Genomic DNA, 26,942 nt, shown 5'->3' with positions numbered 1-26,942 from the left:
GAAGAGATGACGACCTACACGGCTGGATCCCTGGTCGCGGCGCGCGGCCGCGAGTGGGTGGTGCTCCCGGAAAGCGCTGCGGACATGCTCGTGCTGCGCCCGCTGGGCGGCAGCGACGACGACGTCGCGGCGGTCTTCCCGGCGTTCGAGGAGGTCACGAGCGCGTGGTTCGCGCCGCCGTCCCCGGATGACGTCGGCGACGCGCACGCCGCCGGGCTGCTGCGCACTGCGTTGCGGATCGGGTTCCGTTCTGGCGCGGGGCCGTTCCGGTCGCTCGCCGGGATCGCCGTCGAGCCACGCGCCTACCAGCTCGTGCCGTTGATGATGGCGTTGCGCCAGCGGGTGGTGCGCCTGCTGATCTCCGACGACGTCGGTATCGGCAAGACCGTTGAGGCCGGGCTGATTGCCGCGGAACTGCTCGCCCAGGGCAGCGCGCAGCGGCTGGCGGTGCTCTGCTCGCCGGCCCTGGCCGAGCAGTGGCAGGGCGAGCTGCGCAGCAAGTTCGGCATCGACGCCGAGCTGGTGCTGGCCTCCACCGTCTCCCGGCTGGAGCGCGACCTCGACCTCGGCCAGTCGCTTTTCGACCGGCACCCGCATGTGATCGTGTCCACCGACTACATCAAGTCCACCCGTCACCGCGACGACTTCGTCCGGCACTGCCCGGACCTGGTGATCGTCGACGAGGCACACACCTGCGTGGCGGCCGACGAGGCGGGGTCGGTACAGGGGTCGGTGCAGAACCAGCTGCGCTTCGAGCTGCTGCGCAAGGTGGCCGAGGACGCCGATCGCCACTTCGTGCTGGTGACGGCCACACCGCACAGCGGTAAGGAGAGCGCCTTCCGCAACCTGCTGGGCCTGCTCAAGCCGGAGCTGACGAACGTCGAGCTGGACACCGAAGCCGGCCGGCGTGCCCTCGCCGGGTACTTCGTGCAGCGCAAGCGCGCCGACGTACGCCGGTTCCTCACCGCGACCGACGGCGCACCCGATGACTCGCTCGCCGAGAACACCGCGTTCCCGTCCGACCGGCTGTTCACCGACAAGACCTACGAGCTCTCGCCGCCATACCGCGCCCTGCTCGACGACGCGATCGCGTTCGCGGGCGAGCGGGTGGCCGCGGCGGGGGAGCGCGGCAAGCGGGAGACCCGCATCGCGTGGTGGTCGGCGATCGCGCTGCTGCGCTCGCTGGTCTCCTCGCCACGCGCGGCAGCCCAGACCCTGCGCACCCGCTCGGCCGCGGCCGAGGCGGACACCGCGGAGGACGCGGACCGGCTCGGCTCCCCGTTGACCCGCGACGCCGCCGACGTCGACCAGCTGGAGGGGCTCGACGTCGCCCCCGGCGCCCAGACCGACGCGAGCACCACGCTCGCAGACCTGGCCGAGCGCGCCGCGCAGTTGGAGCAGCCCGGGTCGGACCGCAAGCTGGCCGTCCTGATCACGCAGGTCAAGGCGCTGCTCGCCGAGGGCTACCACCCCATCGTCTTCTGCCGCTACATCCCGACGGCCGAGTACGTCGCCGAGCAGCTCGACGGCAAGCTCGGCCGCAAGACGGTGGTCCGCGCCGTCACCGGCACGCTCTCGCCGCAGCAGCGCCTGGCGCGGATCGAGGAGCTGGCCGAGCTCGCGGGGCAGGACCCGGCCGCGCGCCGGGTGCTGGTCGCCACGGACTGCCTGTCCGAGGGGGTGAACCTGCAGCACCACTTCGACGCCGTCGTGCACTACGACCTGGCCTGGAACCCGACGCGGCACGACCAGCGGGAGGGCCGCGTCGACCGGTTCGGCCAGCGGCGCGACGTCGTCAAGGTCGTCACCGTCTACGGCAAGGACAACGTGATCGACGGCCGGGTGCTGGAGGTGCTGATCCGCAAGCACCGCCAGATCCGCAAGGACCTGGGGATCTCGGTCTCGGTGCCCGACGCCGCTGCGGCCGGGGTCACGGAGGCGATCGTCGAGTGGCTGCTGGAGCGCCGCCGCGTTCCGCAGCAGGAGGCGCTGTTCGGCACCGAAGCGCTCGATCTCGGCCCCCAGCAGATGTCGCTCGACGAGGAATGGAAGTCGGCCGCGGAGCGGGAGAAGGCATCCCGTACCCGGTACGCGCAGCGCTCGATCCGTCCCGAGGAGGTGGCCCGGGAGGTCGCCGCGATCCGCGACACCCTCGGCCGGGCGAGCGAGGTGCGTGGGTTCGTCGAGCACGCGCTGACCGCGCTCGACGGTGTGCTGCGCCGCGACGGCGAGGGATTCACCGCCGACGTCTCCGGCGCTCCGGTCGGCCTGCGCGACGCCCTCGCCTCCGCGCTCGGTCGGTCCGTCGACGGCGGCGCCCCGGTTCCGTTCCGGGCGACGGCGGCGGTGGCGCGCGGCGAGGCCGCGCTGGTGCGCACGGATCCGGTGGTCGACGCACTCGCCGGGCACGTCCTCGACGCCGCGCTCGACCCACGGTCCGGTGGGCCGCGTCCGGCCCGGCGTTGCGGAGTGATCCGCACCGGCGCGATCGCCGTGCGCACCACGCTGCTTCTGGTGCGCTACCGCTTCCACCTGACGCTGCCGTCGCGGGCGGGCGAACGGCAGCTCGTCGCGGAGGACGCCCGCGTGCTCGCGTTCACCGGCTCGCCCGCCGGTGCCACCTGGTTGCCGCCGGAGCAGGCGCATGCCCTGCTGGAGGCCGGCGCGGACGCCAATACCGACCCGGCCTTCGCCGAGCGCACCCTTCGGCGTGTCCTCGACGGGCTGGACGCCACCACCGCGCACCTCGACGCGTACGGCGACGAACTCGCCGCCGAGCTGCTCGCCTCGCACCGCCGGGTCCGCAGCGCGTCCGGCGAGATCGTGCGCGGCGTGCAGGTGCACGCCCAGAGGCCCGCCGATGTGCTCGGCGCGTACGTCTACCTGCCGATCGCGGGAGGGGCCGCCTGATGTCGGCCGTCACGCGAACCCAGGTGTTCTCCGCGATCCACACGGTCGGCGGCCTGCTGCCCGCCGACATGCTCGCGCGCATCTCCGAGGGCAAGGACGTCCCCGGCTCCTTACCCGCCGACTACCGCGTGGTCGGGTCGCGCTCGGTGCGCGACGAGGCCGAACGGCACTGGGACTACCTGCGGTCGGTGTGGACCGAGCTGCGTGACCGCTTGCCCGTCGCGCCGGAGGCCGACGTCCCGGTCGACGCCACCGGCCTCGCGCGGACGCAGTGGCTGGTGCCGCTGTTCAGCGAACTCGGGTTCGGCGAGCTGACCCCGCTAGGCGCTACCGGCATCGTCGCTGACGGCGGCGGCAAGTCCTTCCCGGTCAGCCACCGGTGGACGCACGTGCCCGTGCACCTGGCGGCCTGGCACAGCTCGCTCGACAAGCGGCTGGCCGGGGCGATTCCGGCGCAGTCGCTGGTGCAGGAGTGCCTCAACCGCACCGACGCGCACCTTTGGGGGATCGTCAGCAACGGCCGCCAGCTGCGCCTGCTGCGCGACTCCACCGCGCTCGCCACCGCCGCCTACGTCGAGTTCGACCTCGAAGCGATCTTCGACGGCGAGCTGTTCAGTGAGTTCGTGCTGCTCTACCGGCTGCTGCACGCCACCCGGTTCGCGGTGGCTGACGGCGCCGCGCCGTCGGCGTGCTGGCTGGAGTGCTGGCGCGGTGAGGCGATCACTGCGGGCGCGCGGGCGCTCGACCAGCTCCGCGACGGTGTGGAGGCGGCGATCACCACGCTCGGTACGGGCTTCCTGCGGCACCCGGACAACGCGGCGCTGCGGGAGAACGTCGACGTCGCGGGCCTGCACGCCGCGCTGCTGCGGCTGGTGTACCGGCTGCTGTTCGTGTTCGTCGCCGAGGACCGCGACGCCCTGCACCACCCCGGCTCCGACGCGCAAGCCCGCGACCGCTACGCCCGCTACTTCTCCACGGCGCGGCTGCGAGCCCACGCCCTGCGCCGCCGCGGCACCGCGCACAGCGACCTCTACCAGGGCTTGCGGATCGTGCTCGACGCGCTCGGCGACGTGGACGGCCGCCCCGAGCTGGGGCTGCCCGGGCTCGGCGGGATCTTCGACGACACCGCCGCGGACGAGCCGCTCGGCGAGCTGTCGCTCGCGAACGAGTACCTACTGGAGGCGGTGCGGCAGCTCGCCCGAGTCCGCGACCCCGGCTCGGCCCGCTGGCGCGCCGTCGACTACCGCAACCTGGACGCCGAGGAGCTGGGCTCGATCTACGAATCGCTGCTGGAACTCCTCCCGCGGCACAGCGCCGCGGACCTGACGTTCGAGCTGGTCAACGCCGCGGGCAACGCCCGCAAGACCACCGGCTCCTACTACACGCCGTCGTCGCTGATCGAGCTGCTGCTCGACTCCGCGCTCGACCCGGTGCTCGACGACGCGGTCAAGCGCGGCGAGCTGGCCGCGACGGCCGCAGGCGTGGCTGACTCCGCAGGGGCGATCGCAAGCGAGCTGCTGTCGCTGACCGTCTGCGACCCCGCGTGCGGGTCCGGCCACTTCCTCGTCGCCGCCGCCCGCCGCATCGCCAAGCGGGTCGCCGCCGTCCGGGAGGGCAACCCCGAACCCACTCTGGACGCGGTCCGCACCGCTCTGCACGAGGTGATCGCCCGCTGCGTCTACGGCGTCGACCTCAACCCGATGGCGGTGGAGCTGGCGAAGGTATCCCTGTGGCTGGAGGCGCTGGAACCCGGCAAGCCGCTCGGCTTCCTCGATGCGCACGTGAAGCACGGCAACGCCCTCCTCGGCGCCACCCCGAAGCTGCTGCGCGATGGCATCCCGGACGCGGCGTTCACCGCGATCGTCGGCGACGACGCCGCCGTCGCGCGGACCATGGCGCGGCTGAACGCGGAGCAACGCAACAGCCAGCTCTCGTTTTTCGAGATCGACACGGAGGTCAAGGTCGCCAACTCGGTGTTCGCCGCCGGTCTGCGCAGCATCACCGGCGCGCCCGCCGACACCCTCGCCGAGGTGCGGCGGCAGGAGACCGCCTACCGCGACCTCGTCGGGTCTGACGAGTACTCCCGCGCCCGGCACGTCGCCGACGCCTGGTGCGCCGCGTTCGTCTGGCCCAAGGTCACCGACGCGCCGCTCGCCCCGACCCAGGAGGTGTTCCGCAACCTCCAGGACCCGGACTCTGACGCCGCCCCGCAGCGCGCGCACGACGAGATCATCCGTCTCTCCATGGACAAGCAGCTGCGCTTCTTCCACTGGCACCTGGAGTTCCCCGAGGTCTTCACCGTCTCCGACCACGGCGGTGACGAGTCGAGCGGCTGGATCGGCGGCTTCTCTTGCGTCGTCGGCAATCCGCCCTGGGAGCGGGTGAAGATCCAGGACAAGGAGTTCTTCGAGGAGAAGGGCCGCGACGACATCGTCAACGCCAAGACGGCCGCTATCCGCCGCACGATGATCCAGAGACTGAAGGAGGACGACCCGGCGCTCTACGACGCCTACCTCGGCGCCCTGCGCGGCTCCGATGGCATCTCCCACCTCCTGCGCACGAGTGGCCGCTTCCCCCTCACCGGCCAGGGCGACATCAACACCTACAGCGTCTTCGCTGAGACGGCCCGTACGATCGTCGGCCCTGACGGTGCTGCGGGGATCATCACGCCGACAGGGCTCGTCACTGACCACACCACGGCCCCGTTCTTCGCGGACCTCGTGGCGAAGCGCTCTCTCGCGGAGCTGCGTGACTTCGTGACGAACCCTCGGATCTGGACTGACGTTGGAAACCGGAAGTTTCGCTTCGCGCTCACGACGCTGCGTGGTCGAGCCGCGTCAGTCGACCAGGCACGTATGTCGTTCCTCGCCAAGCATCCGGATGAGATCACGCCCGAACGTACCTTCGAGATCTCACCCGGGGAGATCGCTCTGGCCAACCCGAACACCGTGACCTGCCCGACGTTCCTGACCCGCATCGACGCCGAGATCACCCTCGGCGTCTATCGCCGCCACCCCGTCCTCATCTGCGACGGCGGCAGCAACCCGTGGGGCCTGTCGTTCGGAACGTTGTTCCACATGTCCAACGACTCGAGCCTGTTCCACCAGCCGGACGACTTCGCCGACGCCGACTTCGACGGCTGGTCCTACCACCGCGACGGCACCGACTACCTGCCCCTGTACGAGGCGAAGCTGCTCTGGCACTTCGACCATCGACTCAGCTCCTATGCATTGCGAGCCCCAGGTAGCCGTGACACGGAACTTCCGCGGCTGACAGCCGAGATGCACAACGACCCCGACCTGGAACCGGTTGCCCGCCACTGGGTCGCGCGGCCCGAGGTCCACGACCGCCTCGTCGGCCACCTGGCGACACCCGACGAGTCGCTGGAGATCACAGCCTCCGCGGACGGTGCGGCGGACGGCACGGTCCGTGCTCGCCGCTCCCGCCGCGGGACTCCCGTCGTGGGCCGGCTCGTCGAGGAACGGGGTTGGCTGCTCGGCTGGCGCGATATCACGGGACCGCAGAACGAGCGCACGTTCGTCCCTTCGGTGCTGCCCACCAGCGCCGTCGGCGACAAGTTCCTGCTCGCGTTCCCGGCGAAGCCGGAGCACGGGCCGCTGTTGCACGCGGTGTGGTCGTCGCTGGCCTTCGACTACGTCGCCCGCCAGAAGCTCAGCGGCACCGGGATGAAGTTCTTCATCGTGAAGCAGCTGGCCTGCCCCACCCCGGCGACGTTCGCCGCGCCTGCCCCGTGGCAGCCCGACCGCTCGCTGGCCGACTGGGTGATCCCGTACGTGCTGGAGCTGTCCTACACCTCCTGGCGCCTGCGGCCCTACGCGAACGACCTGGGCGACGACGGCCCCCCGTTCCGCTGGGACCCCGAGCGCCGCGCCCTGCTGCGCGCCGACCTCGACGCCGCGTTCCTACACGTCTACGGCCTCACCCGCCCCGAAGCCGAACATGTCCTGGACTCGTTCTTCGTCGTCCGCAAGTACGAGGAACGCGACCACGGCGAGTACCGCACCCGCCGCCTCGTCCTCGACGCCTACGACCGGATGGCGGCGGCGATCGCCAGCGGCCCCGCCTGGACCCCCCTCGCCGACCTCCCCGCAGGCTCCGGCCCCCGCCACCCGGACCGCCAGACGGTGATGCGCTGATGGCTGAGACCGACCCGGCGCTGGTGGACGCGGTCCTCGACCTGGCCTCCGAGGACCCGGACCTGCCGGAGGGTGCGAAGTACCTCGTCCTCGCCGCGCTGGACGGCGACGCGACGCTGACCGAGGCCTTGGACGGTCACTACGAGGCGCCGCGGCATCACGTCGTGGACCCCGAGCCGAGTCCGGAGCCGGTCGGCGCCTACCTGCGGTCGATCACTGTGGCGGGGTTCCGCGGCATCGGCCCGGAGCGGATGCTGGAGCTGCATCCCGGACCGGGGCTGACGATCGTCGCTGGCCGCAACGGGTCGGGCAAGTCGAGCTTCGCCGAGGCGCTCGAGGTCGCGCTGACCGGCGACAGCAGCAGGCGACGACTGCCCATGAGCGAGTGGGTCGCGCGCTGGACGAACCTGCACAGCGACAGTCCCAGGATGATCCGCGTGGAGTTGGCGGAGGACGACGTCGGTATCACCACCGTCGGCGTCGACTGGCCCGCCGACGTGACCGCCTTCGATCAGCACCGCACGTGGGTGCAACGACCAGCACAGAAGCGGGAGCCGGGCGTCGAGTGCCTCGGCTGGTCGCAGGCCCTGCAGAACTGCTCGCCGCTGCTTCCGCACGAGGAGCTGGGCCGGTTGCTGACGGCCTCGCCGAACGAGCTGTACAACAAGCTCGAGTCGATCCTCGGCCTGGGCCGTTTCGCCGACGCCCAGGACCGGCTCAACACCGCGTACAAGGACGCGTCCGAGCCCGAAAAGCGGATGAAGGCTGAGCTGACGGGCTTGAAGAAGGCTCTCAAAGAGGCCGACGACGAGCGGGCGGCGGCCGCCCATTCGTACCTGTCGAAGCGGCCACCGAGGCGGGCCGAGCTGCGTGCCCTTGCGACCGGCACGAGTCAGCCCGGCGCCGTGACGTCTGCATTGGCAGATCTGGCGACGCTATCGATTCCGGATCGAGACGCGATCATGGTCGCCGTCGACAAGCTGCGCGCAGCCGTCGCCGCCGTACCCGAGGGAGCAGATGCCGCGTCGGATGTCGCTGCCCGGCGATCGCGGTTGTTGCGCGAGGCCCTCGACCTCCATGCGGCGTACGGCGACCGGCCCTGCCCTGTCTGCGGCGGGGCCGAGCTCGACGCCGATTGGCGCGTCCGGGTCGAGCAGGAGTTGGCCGACACCGCGAAGAATGGGCTCGTCAAGGCGCGAGCGGAGGTAGCCGACCGCCGTCGCGACCTGGAGGCCTTGATGAGCGACCTGCGCGTGCCCGAGGCCGTCGCCGGTGTCGAGCTCACCGCGCTCGGCCGCGCGCACGGTGTGGTCACGAGCGTCCTGACCGGCCCGGAGGACCACGACAAGTACGCCGAGTTCATCGCGACCCACGTCGACGAACTGGTGCACGCACTGACCACGCTGCGTGATGAGGCGGAGAGGGCGGTGGCCGAACGGCAGAGCGTGTGGCTGCCGCTCGCCACCCGGATCGGAGCATGGCTGCACCTCGCGGACCAGGCCGATGGCGTCAGAGAACGCGCCGCGCTCGTCGGGGCCGCCCGTACCTGGTTGCGGAACAACGTCGAGTTGCTGCGCAACCAGCAGTTCGAGCCGCTCGCGGCCCGCACGGCAGAGATCTGGGACGTGCTGCGGCAGGAGAGCAACGTCGACATCGCGCGTATCCGGCTGCCCAACCCGACCAAGAACAACCAGAGGCGCGTCGACGTCGTGGGCACGGTCGACGGTGTCGAGGCCGGTGCGTTCAGCGTCATGAGTACCGGCGAACTACACGCCATCACGTTGGCGTTGTTCCTGCCGCGTGCCACCCGCGCGGAGAGCCCGTTCCGGTTCGTCGTGCTCGACGATCCCGTCCAGGCCATGGATCCGAGCAAGATCGACGGACTGGTCGACGTGCTCACCGACGTCGCAAGGACAAGGCAAGTCATCGTCTTCACCCACGACGACCGGCTGGCTGAGTCCGCGCGCCGGCTGGCGCCCCGTGCGCGGATCGTCCAAGTGCATCGGGCGGAGAAGTCGGTGGTGACGATCGACAAGTGCAGCGATCCGGCTGCGCGCTACCTCGCTGACGCGGAGTCGCTCGCCGCGGATCCGAACGTACCCGACGACGTGCGCCGCCTGGTCATCCCGCAACTGTGCCGTCAGGCGTTCGAGTCCGCGGCACGCGATGCGTTCTTCGCCAGGGCGTTCACCGGCGGACGGGCCCGCGAGGCCGTCGAGGTGGAATGGGAGAAGGTCCGAAACGGACCACAACGGGTGGCGCTCGCACTGCATGCGAACCCACGAGCAGACGTCAAGGCGTGGATACGGCAGCGGCCGTGGCGCGACCGGGGTCTAGGCGTGTGCGGCAAGGGGAGCCACGAGGGCATCGACGGCGATCTCTGCGATGCCATTGCAGACGTCCGCAAACTCGTCGACGAGTTGCGGTCGTCGAAGTGATCACCGCACACCGTGTTCAGCAGGCTGTAGCGATCTTCGACGGTGAGGTTGCGGTTCCCGCCGGTCAGCGCGTCGTCGCCGCGGCTCAATTGGCCCGATCCGGGCTCGAGCTCGCCATCGTCGAGGTACTCGCCGCCCGCGGGTACGACCTACGCCGGGCCCGGCTCACCTCCCGACTGATCGTCTTCACCTGTCTGGTCGGTGCCGAACTCGGCGCCACCGCCCGCCTGACGTGGGTTGGCCTGACCCGCGCCTGCCACCGTCATGCGTTCGAGCTGCCGCCGGGGCCGGACGAGATCCGGTCGCTGATCGTGAACGTCCTGCAGGTCATCGAGGGAATCGAGAGCACAGCGTGATCAAGTCCGCCAACCAGTACCCGGTCCACACGCTGCTCTCGTATGAAGGAAATCTGATCTACCGGGTGCCGCCCTACCAGCGGGAGTACTCCTGGCAGAAGGCGCAATGGGAGGACCTGTTTCAGGACCTGGTCGAGGCCGACGGACCGCATTTCCTCGGCACGATCATCACGCTGAACCAGACCACCGACGCCGTCGAGAGCGGCGTCCTGGAACTCATCGACGGTCAGCAGCGGGCGACGACCTTGACGATCTTGCTGGCCGCCGTCTACTCCGTACTGAAAGAGAACCGCGACGACCTCGACGAGGAGGGTCGCGTCGATCTGATCAACCTTGGTCGGAGCCTCGTACGCAAGGACGGCACGCTGCGGGTCGCCCCCCAGCGTCAAGGGCACAACTACGACGACTACCGTGCTGTTCTCGCCACGGCGGGACTCCCCGTGGGTCCGGTGGACCGCAAGCCGTACTTTCCGCTGCGCCGGATCGCCAAGTGCTTCGACTACTTCCGTCGATCGATCACAGAGCTCGCCGAGGCCACCGGATCCGGTCCTATTGTGGCCGCCCTGCACGTGCTTGAAGCCGCGCGGCAAGCCATCATTGTCAAGATTGAGGTGGCGAACAACGCCGATGCATTCGTGTTGTTCGAGTCGCTGAACAACCGAGGCATGCCGCTCACCCCGGTGGATCTGATCAAGAACCACTTTCTTGCGGTGTCCGAGCTGCGCGGTGCCATGAATATCGACGACGCCTTCAAGCTGTGGAACGAGATATTGACGAATCTCGGGGACAACTACGCGACGCAGGAGAGGTTTCTCCGGCATTACTACAACGCTTTCAAGGCGGAGCTTCCTGATGTGCCCAACGCGCCCGTCGCGACCCGTACGAAGTTGATCCGCATCTACGAGACGCTGCTCGCGCAGGACATCAAGGCGCGTGTGGACGCCCTCGTCGAGGCCAGTCGCATCTACGGTCGCGTCACTTGCGTATCTCCGCCGGACGATCCGACAACGCTGGACGACGCTCTCCGTCTTCTGATGCGGGCGCAGGGCGCGCCGTCGTATGTCCTGGTGATGTGGCTGCTCAGTAAGCGCGGCGACCTTGAACTCGCCGAGGACCACCTGATCGCGATGTGTCACCGGCTGACGAGCTTCTTCGTGCGACGAAACCTGACGGGTTTCCCGCAGACGTATGTGCTGCCGAGTCTTTTCATGACCATCATCGAGAAGCTCGACGGGCTCGGCGGCCCCGACGTCGTTGCTGCCGTCGCCGGCGACCTGGCCGAGGTGTCATCCAGCGACGAAGAGTTCTACCGACGCTTGAACGGCCCGATTTACGATGAGAACACGGAGGTCGCACGCTTCCTCCTCACGGTTCTGTCCGAGGACGCGATGACGAAGGAGAACTGGGCCGACCTGTGGGCGCAGGAGAAGGGACATTTCGTCTGGACGATCGAGCACATCCTGCCTCAAGGTGCGAACCTGCCGGAGGCGTGGAAACAGATGCTCGGTGGAGCCGCCGCGGCGGCTGCGGCCCAAGATGCCGACGTGCATCGGCTCGGCAACCTGACGATCACGGCCTACAACAGCACCCTCGGGAACAAGTCATTCGTCGAGAAGCGCGACCGAACCGATACCCGGGGGCGCTCGATCGGCTACAGGAACGGCCTGGCCCTCAACGTGGACCTCGCCCAGCGAGAGACCTGGACGGTGGCGGACATTGAGGAGCGCACGATCAGACTCGCCGACCGGGTCGTCTCGCGATTCCCGATAGCCTCTGGGACGCCTTCGAAGTGACGGGCTTACCGGATCTCCGGTCATGACCGGTCCTTCAAGTTGTCCTGAGCCACCCGCTGGGGCCGAGGACGTGCGTCGGGCCACCCGGCTCGGGTAGGGTACCGTGCCGGAGTGCAGGTGTGATTAGCGTCTCCATCGACGCGGGATGCCAGGTCGCGACTATGACGTGCCACGCCCTGTGCGTGCGGACCGTGATCGCCCGGATCATTGCTTGGGTCTTACGTAATAGCGGTAGCTTCCGTCGTGATGTCGGACGCGCAGTGCCTCGCAACGGCTGCAAACCCGCGCTTCCCCGTCGGGATAGTCGACTCTACGGCTCCAGTCGTGATAGCCGAGTTGGAAGCAGTGCGTACCAGGTGTGAGTGCCCGCGACGCCGCTTCGGTGCGGATCGGCTTGTAATTCGCCCGTATGGAGGCCGGAGATGTCTCAGGATTATTTCCCGTGGAAGGTGCTTCGAAATAGCTGTAGGTGCGGTCCGCGGTCAATGTGCGACGTGCACCGCACCAGCGGCATTCCGAGTGATTCGTACCGTGCAGTGGTCGCCACTGGTGGTAGCCGAGTTCGTGGCATCGGGTTCCGGGCGCGAGCGCTCGGGGGTTCCGCGTCCCCGTGGAACGAGAAGTTTCCCGCGGACTGAGAACCTCGGCGGAAACGGGTGCGCTCGATTGTTGCTCCTGCCCAGCTGGCACATTTGGCGTTGAGGACTGAGCTGTCAGAGTTCGCTGGTGCACTTGATGGTGATCGTCCGGCAGTGTGGCTGCTGTGCGAATGTAGTATCGCCAGGTCCGATCCGGCAGTAGAATGCGGACAGCGCTACATCTGATACAGTTCCACCCTTCGCCTTCAGGTGTGTGAGTTACTGCCCTACTCCACGTGTGATATCCGAGTCGATGGCAGGGCGTACCGGGAGTTATTGCGCGCCGTTCGCCTGGACCAGGAATTCGGTATTGCCGGGGCTCTTGATCCTCACCGACTTCCGTCGACTCCGGTTTAGGTTTCGGTGGCAACGTACTGGACGCATTGGTGGACAGCCCGAGCGCGGAACCGGGGCGTCCTTGTCTCAAAGGCAGAGGGCCTGCGACCTGTCGAGTGGCGACACTGCGGGGTTCCGGCGGTGTTTCCCGGCCGCGTCGGCGGCGGAACGATCCCTCCAGCCGTGCAAGCACTTTCGACTCGATCTGCCGGACACGCTCCCGGGTGACACCAAGCGTGAGGCCGATCTCGTCGAGTGTTGCAGGGCCGCCGATAAACCCGAACCGCCGCAGGATGATGAACCGCTCGCGCGACTCAAGCCGCGAAAGGACTGCGGAGATGTCGTGAGGTGTCAGCCACAGTAGATCGGGTTCGTCGGCGTCGCCGAGCTGGTGCATCTCGCCCCAGAACTCGTCTTCGAGCAGTCCGGCGGGGATCGCGACGGGTAACGATTGCGGTTGCCGAACCTCATCAGTCGCGAAGCCAGTGGACACAGCCACGGCTCCGATCTCGTGAACGGGCTGATCCGCGGCCGGTAGCTGCCGTTGTGCCTTCTCGATGGCGTTGACCTGCTCGACCACATGCACCGGTAGGCGGATCGTGCGGGACTGGTCGGCTAGGGCGCGGTTGATCGATTGACGGATCCACCATGTGGCGTAGGTGGAGAACTTGAAGCCCTTCATGAAGTCGAACTTCTGGACGGCCCGGATCAGGCCAAGGTTGCCTTCCTGGATGAGGTCGAGCAGCGGTAGGCCCCGTGAGGTGTAGTGCTGGGCGATCGAGACGACTAGTCGCAGGTTCGCCTCGATCAGCGCAGCCTTGGCGTGGTTGCCGTCACGGTCGATGTGACGCAGGTCCCGCATGAGCTGCGGGCCGAGGCGTCGTCCAGACCTTTGGGCGGCCGCGATGCGTTCGACGGCGAACAGCCCGGCCTCGATGCAGGTGGCGAGTTCGACCTCCGTCGCCGCGTCGAGCAGCGGTATCGCCGAGATCCGCTTGCGATACGCGAGAACGGGGTCGTTTGCGGCGGCCTCTTCCTCCGCTTGTTCTGCTTGGCGGAGTTCCTCGTCCTCATCATCGTCCCAATCGAACGGCTCCTGGGAGTCGTCGAGGTCCTCGTCGGTGGAGAGCGGCGAGCCCGTCGGTGGCTTCGTGGCGGCGACCGGACCGCGGGCGTCTTGGCTGGAGCCATCAGGCGGCTGGAGGCCAAGGTCGGATAGGGAGATCTGCGAGATGTCAAGCACCTCGTCGCCCTGGAACAGGGGAACGGCGCGCGACTCCGGAGATCGGGGGGTGAGGATCTCGACCGGCGACGGTGGAGCTGCGAGGCTGCGCAGATCGGGGGGAAGCGTGACACTTGAGTCAAGCAGCTCGCGTAGGAGGATCGGAATTTCCGCGCGCGGCACTCGGTGGTGCTGAACCACCTCGGCGACCATGTGCTGGCTGGCCGTGGCCGCCACATTAAGGTCGGCGAATGCGCGGTCGCGCGCCTCGCTGGTGGATTTCGCGAAACTCATTTGGCCGGGAGTAGTTCGTGGAGCAGCGCGAGGGCGTCGCCGCGGACGAGCTGCTCGTGGTAGCGGTCGTTGCGGTAGTTGCGCAGGCAGCCGTAGCAGCTGGTCTCGATGCCACAGTCACAGTTGTTCATCCGCTCGATGGCGGTTGCGATGACCGCTGGTAGTGCATCGGCGATGCGTAGGGCGTTACCTGCTCCGCCTGGGGTGGTGTCGAACAATACGAGGGTCTTGCTGGACCTGCTGACGTGGATGGTGCCGTCGATGTCGTCACGGCTGATCTCGAGAGCGGTCGCCGCACCTTCCAACAGCGCATAAACGGCGGAGCGCAGCGTCCCCATCGGCGCGGTCAATGCGATGAGCGGTTCGAACGCGAGTTCGACGAAGTCGGTCTGGTACCGGTGTGCCAGGGAGTATCTGCGTAGCGGTCCGGTGCACGTCGAGCCCTTCATCAGGTGCCGGTGCTGGCGGGGCGGTGTGCGGGTGACTGTGGTGCCCCAGCCGCACCACTCGCAGATGTGGAAGCCTCCGCGCCCAGCTCCTTCGTTGATCACGACGAACTCCCCGCGGGCACCGGCGGTCCAGGTGAGGGTCGACGCGGGGAACTCGATGACTCCGTCGACAACCTCGGCGTGGGTCTCGACGATGTAGGTGGCGCCCGACCAGCCGCGTTGCGGTGCGCGGTCTGCCTTCTGGGTCTCGCTGGCGGAGGCGACGAATCCGTAGACCGGCTCGATGTATTGGCGGGTGCCCCCGGAGGTCGGCTGCTCGCAGGCCGGACAGATCAGCTCGGGCACCTGTGTGGACTGCCGGTAGTGCTGGCAGTGGTTGCATACGATGTAGTAGCGCTGGACGAGAGCACGTCCCGGCAGGCGGTAGACGCCGCCGGATGTCCAGCGCTGGCCACCCGCGACGAGCTGGGAGCCGGGGGCGTACTCACTGATGGCGAGGCTGAGATCGCGAGTCAGCTCGAGGACCCGGTCGCGCCCGGCCGCGACCCGGTCGGTGCGCAGCTCGACGGTGTCGACCGGGAAGCCGTACTTCGGTAGGACATTGCGGGTGGCGAGGTAGCCGAGCAGCGGTCGGTCGAGGAGTGTCTTGATGATCCTCCTGCACTGCTCGGCCAGCTGGTACTTCTGCTCGGATTCGGCCTCCCTCCGCCGTTGGTCGAATGCGTCGACATCGGCGCCGAGCTCCTCGCCAGCGGTGGCGAGGAGTGTGGTGAGTTGTCGGACCCACTCGTCGGTGTCGATGTGGATCTCCTTCTGGACCGCGACGGGTATTACCGCCTCCAGGCTCGCCCGCACGCCGTCGGGGACCGGGGTGAGGAACTCGCCGACCCGTCCGGCGGGCACGACGAATCCGGGTGGTGTCGGGGCGGGCGGGAGGAAGAACTCGCCCGCTTTGTCCCAGGTCTGGTGGTGGTGTTCCTGCATGTGCCGGAAGAACGCGGCGAGCGCGATCGAATGGGCGTGGCGGCGGTCGATGCGCGCGTTCTCCAGGGGCACGATCGGAGCACGCATGTCGCCGGCGATCATCTTCTCGGGCTCGGCGAACCGGGTCAGATCGTGGGACCGGCGTTGCGCATAGGTGAGCACGAGCGCCGCCGAGGCGGAACGGCGGCCCGCCCGCCCGGCGCGTTGAACGTAGTTGGCGGTGGACGGGGGCATGTTGCGTAGTACCACGGCCTGCAGCTCTCCGACGTCGACGCCGAGTTCGAAGGTCGTGGAGCACGACAGGGCGTTGAGCTCGCCGCGGACGAACTGTCCCTGCAACTCGGCGGCCTTCTCGCTGGTCCACTGCGCTGTGTGCTCCTGGACCGACAGTGGCACCGGGTCGGACTCCAGGTAGAGGTTGCGGTAGTGGTGGCGGCGGTCGTCGGTGGTGGTGCGACGCCATTCCCGCAGGGTGCCGTCGCAGCGGGCGGTGGTGCATACGCCGCGGACCGACACGGGTGCGATGCGCAGGCATCGGGTGCAGCGGTAGAGGGGATCGGTGTCGGTGACGGCACGCATTCGCAGCTTGCGGTGCTTGATCCGCCGCACTGTGCCCAGGATGCCGATGTGGTCGGAACGCAGCCATTCCCGCGCGGCGCAGCTGCCGGTGCCGGGGTCGAGGTCCTGCCAGAGGCCCTCCAGCACCTCCTTCGGGTCCGCGATGGAGCCGAGTGAGCGCAGTATCCGGCTGAGGTAGTCGAAGCGTCGGTTGGTGCCTGCGCTGGGCAGCCAGCTGAGCACCTTCTTCTTAGCCTCCGAGCCGATGCCACGAACGTAGATCGGGCCTCGTCGTGGGGCGAACGCCTCATCGGCTGGGTCGACGTCGTCGGAAGTGTCAACCGCGCCCTGCAGCCGCAGGATGCGCAGCAGTTCCTGCAGCAGGTCCCATGCCTGTTGCTCGCCAAACCCGAGGGCAGTCAACCGGTCCGGTGCTCGCCACGAGCGCGGGCGTGCAAGTTCGACGTGCAGCAGCCCGACGCCTTCGAGGGACTGGCGGTCGTCGTAGGAGACCAGTTCCGGGGCCACCCAAAGCCCGATCTGCCTGCGCTGCTCCACGGTGGAGGTATCGGGGTCGAACATGTGCCGGGAGCGGGCGGCGCGGCGGGTGTAGTCGACCAGGTCCTCGATCGTGGCGTCGTCTTCTTCGTCGCGGCGCCACCGGTCGAGCGCCATCGTGATCATCCGTCGCTGCATGACCCGCCGGTGGGTGTCTTCCAGGTAAGGCGCGAAGTAGGCGGCCATCTGCCTGCTGTCGGAGAAGAACAGCAGTTTGCGGCCCTGGCCCGGCAACTCGGCCGCAGATCCGTTCTCGTCGGGCGGCAGCTGCTGGTAGAGAGCTGTACCGAGCACGGACGCAGCCGCTTCTGCACCGCTTTCCAGCAGTCGGATCAGCCCGGGGGCCCGGGAGCCGCAGCCGTGGCAGAAGTCCAGTGTGGCCAGCTTCGAGTCAACCTGCAGCACCGGTCGCAGCTCCGTGCCCGGGCAGCCAGACGTCGGGTCGCACCGGCCGCCGCCGTCGGCGTGGAGTGCACCGCAGCCGATGCACAATTGGCGGCGTGCGGCGGTCGCAGCACTGGTGCTCTCGTCGAAGACGGCGTCGTCCTCATCGCCGGAAGCCGAGGACGTAGCCGATTCGTCGAGCATCAGCCAGCAGTGGTCGCGGTCGAGGTTGTTGCGCCAGGGCCGATGGCGGTCCTGTTCGAGGACGCCGTGCAGGTGGACGGCGCCGCAGCGACGGCAGCCACCGATCTCGAACACCACACGTGGGCAGCGGTCGCACTGCTCATGCCGGCTCAGACTCAGGTGCGGCTCGCTCGGTTCGAGACAGCTGAACGCGCCCTCGGTCGCTCGGGCGAACAGATGGAAGCGCGTGGACAGAACCGGGGTGTCGTCACAGTTGTGGATACGACCGGCAAGCCGGACGAGGTCGCTGAGAGCCGCGGGCCCGTCCAGGCCCGGCAGCAGCTCGTCCGCGAGCTCACCGATCGGGCGCGGTCCCGCGCTGAGGGCCGCGCGAACCTCAGCCAGTTTCGCCTCGCCGGCCAACATCGACGCGGCGTCGGTCGCGGCGCCGCCCCCGTGCGCGCGGGCCCGGACTTCGAGCTCCGCTACAGGATCGGCTGCGGCGAGGATCTCCCCGTAGGTGTTGCGTGGGAGCGGACCCCAGGTCGGCCCGGTCGGTGCTGCGGTGGTTGTCGCGCGGACGAGGTCCTGGCGGGTGGGGTCAGCGGGATCCCAGGCGAACGGCAGCCCGAACAGCGCCCCCCCGAACGCGGTAACAGCCTCGGGCGCACGGTCGGCCCCTACGGTCGCGCTGGTCGCAATGGCCTGCAACCTGTCTGCGCCACCGACCCGGTCGCGCAGACGACGCAGCAGCATCGCGACTTCCGTGCCCTTCGCCCCGTCGTAGACATGCGCCTCGTCGACGACGATGAACCGCCAATGCCCGCGGTACCGTCCGTCGAACAAGTCCATGTCCTGCGGCCGCAGCAGCAAATACTCCAACATCGCGTAGTTGGTCAACAGCAGGTGCGGCGGCGTCGCGCGCATCTCCCGGCGGGACAGCAGCTCGTTGGGCAGTCGCGGCTGGTCCGGGTTGAGCCGATGGAAATCCTCCAAAGCCCTCTCGGGGGCCTCCTTCGTGTCGCCGATGTAGCGGCCGAACGTGATCTCTGGAGTGGTGGCCAGCAGTCGCCGCAGCCGCTTCATCTGGTCGTTGGCCAGCGCGTTCATCGGGTACAGCAGCAGCGCCCGCACCCCAGGCCCGAGCCGACCGGCGGCGTGTTGCTCGGACAACTCCGCCAGGATTGGCAGCAGAAAGCTCTCCGTCTTCCCGGATCCGGTGCCCGTGGCGACCACCACGTTCCGGCCGGCCCGCACCTTGCGGATCGCTCGTTCCTGGTGCCGGTACAGCGGCCGGTCCGCTGGTAACGCGTGTCCGGTGAAACGCAGGAAATCGGCGTCGAACAACCCGTCGGTGATCAGTTCGCGCAACGTCGCGCCAAGGGCGTAGGCGGCGGACGACTCCAACAACGGCCCCTTCGTCAGCACCGGGCTGGAATCGATCGCGCTGTCGAGCGCCGCTGCGAGCACGGGATCCCGCAGCGGCAGTAACGACCGCAGATAGCGCCGGTAGCTCTCGACGATCGCCGTGCTAGCGGTTAGGGGGTCGAACGAACGCACGTCAGGTCCTTTGTGACGGAGGAGTGGAGAGCTTCGAGGACGTTGTCAGCCGTAGCGCACCAGCCAGCCAGCGACGAGCAGATCCGCCAGCGAGAGATCCGCTGCGACTAGCCCAGGGGCCCGCCTGGCAAGCTGCAGCCATGCGTCGCGCAGCACCGGCTCGGCAGCGGCAGCCGCCGTATCGCCCTGTGCGGCCAGCCGGGCAACGATGGCGATGCCCAACGACACGGCACCAGCCACTGTTACTGTGGGGTCGTCGGCCAGCCGCGACCTGACTGCGTCCATCAACCGCCCACGCGAGTTGTTGGCTGCAAAGTCCTGGAGAACCTTCAGCGGCTCCGCAAGCGCGGGGACGTCTCTGTCAAGCGCCGGCAGGGGGTCTAGCGTCAGCACGTCCGTCGTCGGCAACGGCCCGGATGGATCCTGCAGCACTGCGAGCCCAACCGGATCGACCCGGTCCACAACCGACAGCAGCAAGGTCTCCTCGGCATGCTCGAGTTCATCAACACTCCACATCGGATCATCGCTGAGGTAAGGCAGCAGCGGGCTGCTCAGTAACAGCGCCGCCAGCGGTACTACTGACCAGAGCCGGCTTGTAGCCTGCGGGTCTAGCACGGATGGGATGCGTGCGGCGGCAAGACCTGATCGGATCAGCGGCTCGACGATCTCAGTCCGCGACAGCCCCGACCGTTCAAGGGCCAGCAGCGACGCTGTCGGGGCGTCGCTCAAGCGGCTTGCGCATTCCTGCGCGAACAGGGGTCCGAGCGTCGGGCCGACCGCATCCGTGGCATGGGCAGCCGCGTTCCAGAACAGGTGTCGTAGCCCTCGTTCGCCTGGGGCTTCGGCCTTCCCGGCCAAGTAGGCGGCCATCGTCTGCTCACCGCGATCTGGGAGCCGAGGAATGAGGTCCGCGCATTCCAGCCGGGTCACTTCCACTCCTGTGACTTCACTCGGCCACCCAGCAAACAGACCGGCTCCATCACGTGCGACGCTCACAAGCAGGGGACCCCCTTCTGCGAACGGCGCCGGGAGTGTGAACGCATTATCGGTGCTGGTGATCGTGCGCCGCAATGGCGGGTACCACGGAGCTCGGCACAGGTGAACCCTCACCCTGGCCGGTGCCGACGAGCGTGGAACGACGAGCAGAGATCCCCGTCGGTGCAGATCTACATCGAGCGTGGCGTCTGATGTGTCCCGTTCCGGCGCCAGAGGTATGGCCTCGACGCCTGCCGTCCCAGCACCCGGCACCTCGTCGACCAGATCGGTACGGGCGGGCAGATCAACTCGGTCCGGGCGCGGCCGGACCGGAACAGTGATGTCAGCGAGCCGTACCCCCAGCGCTTTAGGGAGGTCAAGCCATACGCGGAGACTTCCGTGTATGCGCACCGTGTCGAGTAGCGCGGCGAGGTTGTAGCGCAAAACTTGCCCTGTGCGACCTCCACGGATCTGTTGCACCGGCCGTCGAGGATCTGTACCGACCTTGATCCCGGGAGACCTGATCAAGATCGCCTGTGCCTCGTCCGGCAGAAGAACGTCAAGTTGGGCGCCTCCCAGAAGGTCGGCCTCGGTGTAGGAGACAGGGTGAATTCCCCACTCCCCGGCGGCACCACCGGCGCGGCGGCGAATCGCCGCGTGGGGAAGCTCGACCCACGCTGCAAGTACCGCGACGTCGGTGCGCAGTTCCACCGGTTTTGCCACTTGCGTCGCCAACAACCGCACCCGCTGGGGAATCGCCCGAACCCCGAGTGTGGAGCGGATCACGGCAACCGCTGGACGTAGCCCGTCGTCACCGAGCATCCGGAACGCGGTCGGTTCCGCATCCACCTCGACGCCCTCCGCAACAGTGAAGGTGACCCCGATCGACTTCCCGCGCGGGAGGCTGGCCACCGCGTGGAACCGGCCGAGAGCGGGGAGTCGTAGATGGTCAGCCAGGTCCACGACCTCGCCGCCCTCCGACTCAATTCGGACGCACGGCGACTCCTCGCCCGCCCGTCTCACCTCGATCGTCCAGCACGCACCGCGAAGCGTCGGCAAGTCGAGGTGCGGCGGGCGTCTATACACCGGATTACCGGACGCGTCGACCAAGCCGCGGACGGTCTCGCCGAAAATCCATTCCAGGTCGGCCGAGTTCTCCCGAGTGTGGATCACACGAGCCCGCGACCAGCCGATCCAGCCGGGCGGCGGTGGAGCGAGCTCAAGTATTGCTGAGCCGAACGCGGCGACCTGGTCGTCACGCGCCAGTACCCACCCCTCCCCGACCGGTGGGTCGGTCACGGCCGAACCCGATTCGGTGAAGGTCAACATCGGCTTGGCCGAATCGAAGAGCGATAGATCGAACTCGTTCCCCCAACGGTCTACAAGCGTCACAGTCGGCAGCGGTTGCGGAACTATCCACCTCGCGCCGTCGAGCCTTATGACCCCGCCGTCCGAAGACGACCACCACTCCTTGCGCCCCGGAGGTGCCTCTACGACCAGCAATCCGGTTGCGACGTCCAACCGCAGCGTCGGCGACCCATTCGCCGCGTCCTCCTCCTTGAAGAACCGTTGAGCACGCCGGACGAACTCGTCCTCGGGGGCTGCGGACGCGAGGGCGACGCGCGCGCAGATCGGCCACCGACGGAACACGGTGGCCGGGTCGCTGTCGGGCGCCTGGGCGACGCGCAGCTGCTCATAGGCGCGCAACGCCTCGGCGACGAGTGCCAGTCGGTGAGAAAGGTCGGCCTCGTCATCCCCCACCCGGGTCGGCCGCTGCTCCCATCGCACTTCGTGTTCGTCGAGGAAGAGGCGCGCGGGAACACGGCGCCGTGGTCCCCACTGCCCTGCGACCGTCGGGTCCTCTCCCGCTTCCGCTGCCACCCTGCTCCATCCAGCCGATCTCACTGACTTAGTTCTTCTGGAAGGGCGGCTGAACGTTACGTCCGGTTCATCCCGCCGACGAGCCGTTGCGGATTGTCTACTGAGGGGCCGACAGTCTCGGGTCGCCCGCTCTTGCGATCACCGTCGGGGACGGCCCACCCGTACCCGCCGGAGGTGTCGCGACAGGGACCGCGGCCAGGCGCGCAACGGCATCGATGTGCTCACCGCAAGGCGCAGGCCTGGGGCGTTGGCTTGCGCATCGCGCCGGTCGGCAGGGCGTACGCGCGGTCTGGGTCGGCGTCGGCGCCGCGGGCACGGCGGTCTGCGGGTTGGTCCGCGGAACGAGCCGTCGACGCCGACCGGGCTGCTCTACATCCTGCTGGTCGTCGCGGACCGCCGGGCTGCGGTGACGCGTACCGAGAACGACCGCCCAGGACACGGCAAGGGGATCGCTATGAGATCAGGGCGAGGACGCACCCTGCGAGCAGTGGCGGTCCGAACGGGATGGCGCGGCTGGGTGGCCGCTGTCTCGAGGCGATCATCGTCACGGCTAGGAGCGAGCCGAGGATGAACGCGGCGGCGGTTCCGAGGGCGAGGGTGTGGAGCCCGGCGTAGCCGAGGTGGGCGCCGAGTACGGGTGCCAGTCGGACGTCGCCGGCGCCGAGTCCGCCGAGCAGCGCGAGCAGGAGGAAGAACGTCCAGAGCAGCGCCGCGCCCGCCACGGCCCGGAGCAAGGCGGTTTGGTCGGTCAGTAGCGCCGCGATGACGACGACGGCCGCTGTTGGCGGGTAGGTCGCGAGGACCTGTCGCCGGGGGAGTTTGCCGGTGATGGCGTCGACGGCGGCGAGGGGGAGTACGGCGAGGATCAGGTGCAGAAGGACGATCGTCGTCGATGCCGTGGCGGCGTTCGATGCCGCCGCGCCAAGCGCTGTGCCTGCCAGGACCGGTAGCCCGAGCATCAGCAGCAGGGGGGCGTCGGGGCGCAGCGGTCTGCATCGGTGCCAGGCGAGGGTGCCTGCGGTGGTGCCGACGAGTGTGCATGTCGCCGCGGTGAGCATGGGGTTGATCGTCCTCAGGCCTGGCCTTCCTCGTGACCGTTTCAGCCAACGGCCCTCGTAGCTGGTCCCGAACGGGTGAATGGATCTCGTTCTGCTCCGGTCGTTGGCCGCGACCAGTAGGGAGTCACCAGACGCCGGAGGACGGAGGGTCGACGTGCGCGTGTCGGTTGTGGTGGCGGTCGGGGCGGTGGCGGTGCTGCTCGGGGTCGTCGGGTGTGCGAGCCCGGGCGGGCAGGTCACGTCGCCGGTGCCGGTCGAGGTTGTTCCGGCTCATGAGCGCGATGCTCTTGCGGCGTACGACGGGATGTGGCGGGCGTTCGGCGAGGCGTCGAGGTCTGCGAACTGGCAGTCGCCGGAGCTGCCGCGGTTCGCGACCGGTCATGCGCTTGACCAGCTGGTTCAGGGGCTGCAGGCCGACAAGGTGCTCGGCGTGGTCACCACCGGGACGTACACCACCAGCCCGGTGGTCGTGTCGGCAACACCGGAGGGGGCGCCGACGGTCGTGCGGATCCAGGACTGCGGCGATGACAGCAACACCACTCGCGTGCGGGCCTCGAACGGCGAGGTCCTGCCGGGAGGCGAGAGCGGACGGCACCGGATCGAGGCCGAGGTGCGCAACGAGGCAGGGGTCTGGAAGGTCGCGGACTTCCGGTTGAGGGCGGCGGGGACGTGCTGACGATCGTGAACGTTGCGGCGGCGGTGACGTTGGCGGCCGTCAGCGCAGCCCAGGCGCCCGATGACCCGTCGCCCCCAGGCGGTGGGGTCTGGAGCACAGTCGCGTGTGAGTCCGCCGCCGCCGGGTGCGACCTGGGCGTGGGCAACGAGACCGGCCGGCAGGGCCCCGACCCGGAGCCGACGCCGAAGGGGGACTCCGGCACGTCGACCCGGCCACAGCCATCGAACTGCCAGACCATCCCGGTACCGGGGGATGCGATCGGGGAGTACTGGGCGGGAAACCGCCGGGTGCCCTCTGGCCAGCGCGCGGTGCTACGGGTCTGCCCCAATGTTGCGCCGCAGTGGCTGTCGGTCGAGACCGTCGGGCAGGGCGATGCCCCGGCGCCCCCGGATCCGGCTGATCTCGCGGCGGCGGCCCGGGATCGGTTGGTGCTGCCGCGGGTGGTCGTGCGGGTCAGCCCGGTGGGGGAGCAGCTGGTCGGGTTGCCGACGTGGTTGTGGGTCGACGCGTCGAGCTGGCGGCCGGTGTCGCGGTCTGTGAGCGTGCCGGGCGCGTCGGTGAAGGCGACCGCCACGCCGGAGTCGGTGACGTGGTCGACGGGGGACGGCGCCACGGTCGTCTGCCCGGGCCCCGGCACGCCATACACGGCCGCGGCGGCGCCGGAGGCAGCGTCGCCGGACTGCGGGCATGTCTACCGCGACGTGTCACCGGAGGGCGGGTTCACGGTGTCGGCGACCGTGCGCTGGAGGGTGGCTTGGTCGGGCGCCGGGCGGTCGGGGGTGTTCCCGGGGTTGGCGAGGACGGAGTCGGTGGCGGTGCGGGTGGCACAGGCGCCCGCGGTCAACGTCACCCCGGACGGTGGGTCGTGACGGCGGGCACGGCTGCACGCGAGCAGCCCGGGCCGGTGTGGGGAGCCGCGCCGGCCTGCCCGCCGGGTCGGTTGGCGCGGCGGCGGTCTTGGGCGTTGGCGGCGACGGGGGTGTTACTGACGGTCGGGTCGGCGGTCGGTGGGCTGCTGGTGTGGGAGGCCGCGGGCACGACGCGCGAGCTGCTGGTCGCGGCGAGGTCGATTCCGGCCGGGCACGTGCTGGAGCCGGCCGACCTGCGGGCGGTCGAGGTCGGCGCGGCCGACGGGGTGTCGGTGGTCGCGGCGGGCGCGGCAGCGGAGCTGGTCGGGCGGCCGGCGTCGATCCCGGTGCCGGCGGGGGCGCTGATCCCGGCCGAGGTCGCGTCCGGTGCGGGGGTGCTGCCGCCGCGGGGTTGGGCGGTCGTGTCGGTTGCGGTCGCGCCGGGGGTGGTGCCGCCGCAGGCCGGTCCGGGCGCCACCGTCCGCGTGCTGCCCGTCGAGGAACCGGCGGCGGCCATACCGGGTCGCCCGGTGCTGCCGCGGGGCTGGGACGCGGTCCTGTTGTCGGTGGAGCCGTCCGGGTCCGGGGGTGTGTCGGTGGTGTCGTTGCAGGTCACCGAGGCCGACGCGGCCGCCGTCGCCGCCGCGGCGGCGAAGGTCGCGGTGGTCGTGCTGGCCGGGCCGCGGTGAGTGCGGTGCTCGTCGTGGTCGGTTCGGTGAAGGGGTCTCCCGGGGTCAGCTGCCTGACGGCGGGTGTGGCGGGCCGGCTGCGCCAGGAGCGGCTGCCGGTCCTGGTGCTGGACGCCGATCCGGCCGGTGGGGTGTTCACCTGCCGGGCCGGCCTGGCGGCCCATCCGGGGCTGGTGAGCCTGGCGGCCGCCACGCGCGGGGCACCGCTCTCGGTCGACGTGGTGGCGGCGCACGTGCAGGTGCTGGCATCGGGTGCGGGCCTGCTCGCCGGTCCTCCCGCCGGAGACCAGGCGTCGTCGGCGCTGGAGGTGCTCGCCGAGCGGCTCGCGCAGTTCGCCCGGTCCCGTCCCGGGCCGGAGGTGATCCTCGCCGATGTCGGCCGCCTGGACGCGGGATCGGCCGCGACCCCGCTGGTCCGCGGCGCGGACGGCGCGGTCCTCGTCATGCGCGCGGATCGCGAGGGGCTCGAACAGGCGGGGGCGTGGCTGCGCACGGACCCGGAGCAGCGTGGGCGGACCGCGCTGGTGACCCGCCAACCCAGCGGAGGGACCGAGTACCGGGCCGCGGAGATCGCCGATGCCCTCGGTGTGCCGGTGCTGGGCCGGCTGCCCGAGGACGGCACCGCGAACGCCGCGTTCGGCGGGCCGCCGCGGCGGAACGGCGGGCGGGGCGGGCGGGGCGGGCGGGGCGGGTGGTGGCAGGCCGTGGGGCAGGTCGCCGACCAGGTGCGGGCGCTCACCGGGCCGGTGCGCGACGGCACGCTCCCCCCGCAGCGCCCGATGGCTCCGATGGGCCCGCGATGAGCGAGAACGGTCGATCGGCCGACCAGGTCGCCGCAGGGGTGCCGGGCTGGGTGGCGGGCTACGACCCGCCGCAGGGTGGCGTGGGTGCTCCGCCGGTGGTCCGCCGCTCCGACCGGTCGGACCGCACTGGTGGTGACGAGACCGCGCGGGTCGCGGCCGGGGTGCGGGCGGCTATCGGGGATGAGCTGAGCGCCCAGATCGCCGCGGCGGAGGCGCGCGGGGGTGGGGTGCTCGGTGCCGAGGCCCGCCGCCAGATCGCGGACGCGCTGGTGACGTCGGCGCTGGAGCGCTGGGCACAGACGGAGCTGGCCGCCGGCCGGGGCCTGCTCGGCGCCGCGGGTGAGGCGTCGGTGCGCCGCGCGGTGCTGGACGGGCTGTTCGGGCTGGGTGGGTTGCAGCCGCTGCTCGACGACCCGGACATCGAGAACATCAACGTCAACGGCTGCGACGACGTGTTCGTCCGCTACTGCGACGGCCGCCGGGCGCGGATGCCCGCGGTCGCCGGGTCGGACGGGGAGCTGGTGGAGCTGGTGCGCCAGCTCGCCGCCCGCTCCGGGGTGCAGGAGCGCCGCTTCGACCCGGGCGCGCCGATGCTGAACCTGCAGCTGCCGGACGGGTCGCGGCTGTTCGCGGTGATGGCGGTGTCGCGGCGCCCCGCGATCTCGGTGCGCCGCCACCGCTACCGCCGGATCACGCTGGCGGAGCTGGGGCACATGGGCACCGTCGACGGCGTGCTGGCCGGGTTCCTCGCCGCCGCGGTGCGCGCGCGGATGAACATCGTGGTCGCCGGCGGCACCGGGGTCGGGAAGACGACCCTGCTGATGGGGTTGGCGAGTGAGATCGGGCCGTCGGAGCGGCTGGTGACGATCGAGGACGCGTTCGAGCTCGGCCTGGACGAGGACCGCGAGCGGCATCCGGATGTCGTGGCGTGGCAGTCCCGGGAGGCCAACACCGAGGGCGAGGGGGAGATCACCCAGGCCGAGCTGGCCCGCGCGGCGCTGCGGGCGTCCCCGGACCGGGTCATCGTCGGGGAGATCCGCGGCCCGGAGGTGGTGCCGGTCTGCAACGTGATGAGCCAGGGCAACGACGGCTCGATGGCCACCATCCACGCCTCCTCGGCCCGCGGTGTGTTCGCGAAGATGGCCGCCTACGCCGCGCAGGGCCCGGAGCGGTTGCCGGTGGAGGCGACCGC

At 69.7% G+C, this 26,942-nt stretch carries 14 protein-coding genes; 10 read left to right on the top strand and 4 right to left on the bottom strand.

The genetic code is table 11. From position 1 onward, the window contains the following. Positions 1-6 precede the first annotated feature (6 nt). The 5 genes from AB7J25_RS09020 to AB7J25_RS09000 are packed head-to-tail and all read left to right on the top strand — an operon-like array spanning position 7 to position 11,654. Positions 7-2,910, top strand: a complete 2,904-nt coding sequence (locus tag AB7J25_RS09020; protein WP_428507053.1) for a helicase-related protein — start codon at positions 7-9, stop codon at positions 2,908-2,910. After that, complete coding sequence (locus tag AB7J25_RS09015) at positions 2,910-7,067, top strand: Eco57I restriction-modification methylase domain-containing protein (protein WP_428507051.1); 4,158 nt, start codon at positions 2,910-2,912, stop codon at positions 7,065-7,067. Before AB7J25_RS09020 ends, AB7J25_RS09015 begins: the two co-directional genes overlap by 1 nt. Further along, on the top strand, positions 7,067-9,505 hold the full coding sequence (locus AB7J25_RS09010) for an AAA family ATPase (RefSeq protein ID WP_428507049.1): 2,439 nt from the start codon (positions 7,067-7,069) through the stop codon (positions 9,503-9,505). The genes AB7J25_RS09015 and AB7J25_RS09010 overlap by 1 nt, the downstream gene beginning before the upstream one ends. Beyond that, a complete protein-coding gene (locus AB7J25_RS09005; protein WP_428507048.1) occupies positions 9,502-9,861 on the top strand; it encodes a hypothetical protein in 360 nt (119 codons plus the stop codon). The genes AB7J25_RS09010 and AB7J25_RS09005 overlap by 4 nt, the downstream gene beginning before the upstream one ends. Beyond that, the gene (locus AB7J25_RS09000; protein WP_428507046.1) at positions 9,858-11,654 is read left to right on the top strand and encodes a DUF262 domain-containing protein; all 1,797 of its coding nucleotides are present in this window, start codon (positions 9,858-9,860) and stop codon (positions 11,652-11,654) included. Before AB7J25_RS09005 ends, AB7J25_RS09000 begins: the two co-directional genes overlap by 4 nt. A 204-nt stretch (positions 11,655-11,858) precedes the next feature. On the opposite strand, the gene AB7J25_RS08995 is transcribed toward AB7J25_RS09000, so the two are convergent. The 4 genes from AB7J25_RS08995 to AB7J25_RS08980 all read right to left on the bottom strand — a co-directional run bounded on the left by AB7J25_RS08995 (position 11,859) and on the right by AB7J25_RS08980 (position 22,734). Next, the gene (locus tag AB7J25_RS08995) at positions 11,859-14,144 is read right to left on the bottom strand and encodes a sigma-70 family RNA polymerase sigma factor (RefSeq protein WP_428507044.1); all 2,286 of its coding nucleotides are present in this window, start codon (positions 14,142-14,144) and stop codon (positions 11,859-11,861) included. Further along, positions 14,141-18,820: a DEAD/DEAH box helicase gene (locus AB7J25_RS08990; RefSeq protein WP_428507042.1), complete on the bottom strand. Its 4,680-nt coding sequence runs from the start codon at positions 18,818-18,820 to the stop codon at positions 14,141-14,143. The genes AB7J25_RS08995 and AB7J25_RS08990 overlap by 4 nt, the downstream gene beginning before the upstream one ends. A gap of 45 nt (positions 18,821-18,865) precedes the next feature. Continuing rightward, on the bottom strand, positions 18,866-21,676 hold the full coding sequence (locus AB7J25_RS08985; RefSeq protein ID WP_428507040.1) for a hypothetical protein: 2,811 nt from the start codon (positions 21,674-21,676) through the stop codon (positions 18,866-18,868). 452 nt (positions 21,677-22,128) lie between these two features. After that, positions 22,129-22,734 (bottom strand): prepilin peptidase, encoded by a 606-nt coding sequence (locus tag AB7J25_RS08980; protein WP_428507038.1) that lies wholly within the window; start codon positions 22,732-22,734, stop codon positions 22,129-22,131. 154 nt (positions 22,735-22,888) lie between these two features. Between AB7J25_RS08980 and AB7J25_RS08975 the strand changes: the two genes are divergently transcribed. The 5 genes from AB7J25_RS08975 to AB7J25_RS08955 all read left to right on the top strand — a co-directional run. Continuing rightward, positions 22,889-23,410, top strand: a complete 522-nt coding sequence (locus tag AB7J25_RS08975; RefSeq protein WP_428507036.1) for a hypothetical protein — start codon at positions 22,889-22,891, stop codon at positions 23,408-23,410. A gap of 287 nt (positions 23,411-23,697) precedes the next feature. Beyond that, entirely contained in the window at positions 23,698-24,279 is a 582-nt protein-coding gene (locus AB7J25_RS08970) for a hypothetical protein (RefSeq protein ID WP_428507034.1), read from the top strand. Between the two features lie 110 nt (positions 24,280-24,389). Continuing rightward, positions 24,390-24,947 (top strand): SAF domain-containing protein, encoded by a 558-nt coding sequence (locus AB7J25_RS08965; RefSeq protein WP_428507033.1) that lies wholly within the window; start codon positions 24,390-24,392, stop codon positions 24,945-24,947. Positions 24,948-24,952: 5 nt separating this feature from the next. Further along, complete coding sequence (locus tag AB7J25_RS08960) at positions 24,953-25,750, top strand: hypothetical protein (RefSeq protein ID WP_428507031.1); 798 nt, start codon at positions 24,953-24,955, stop codon at positions 25,748-25,750. After that, positions 25,747-26,942, top strand: a 1,196-nt coding sequence (locus AB7J25_RS08955; protein ID WP_428507029.1) for a CpaF family protein, incomplete at its 3' end; no start/stop codon positions are given. The genes AB7J25_RS08960 and AB7J25_RS08955, both read left to right, overlap by 4 nt.

It is taken from the genome of Pseudonocardia sp., assembly GCF_050246655.1.
Lineage (GTDB): Bacteria > Actinomycetota > Actinomycetes > Mycobacteriales > Pseudonocardiaceae > Pseudonocardia.
The sequence above is the reverse complement of the archived record's forward strand: the minus strand, read 5'-3'. Positions and strand labels throughout refer to the sequence as shown.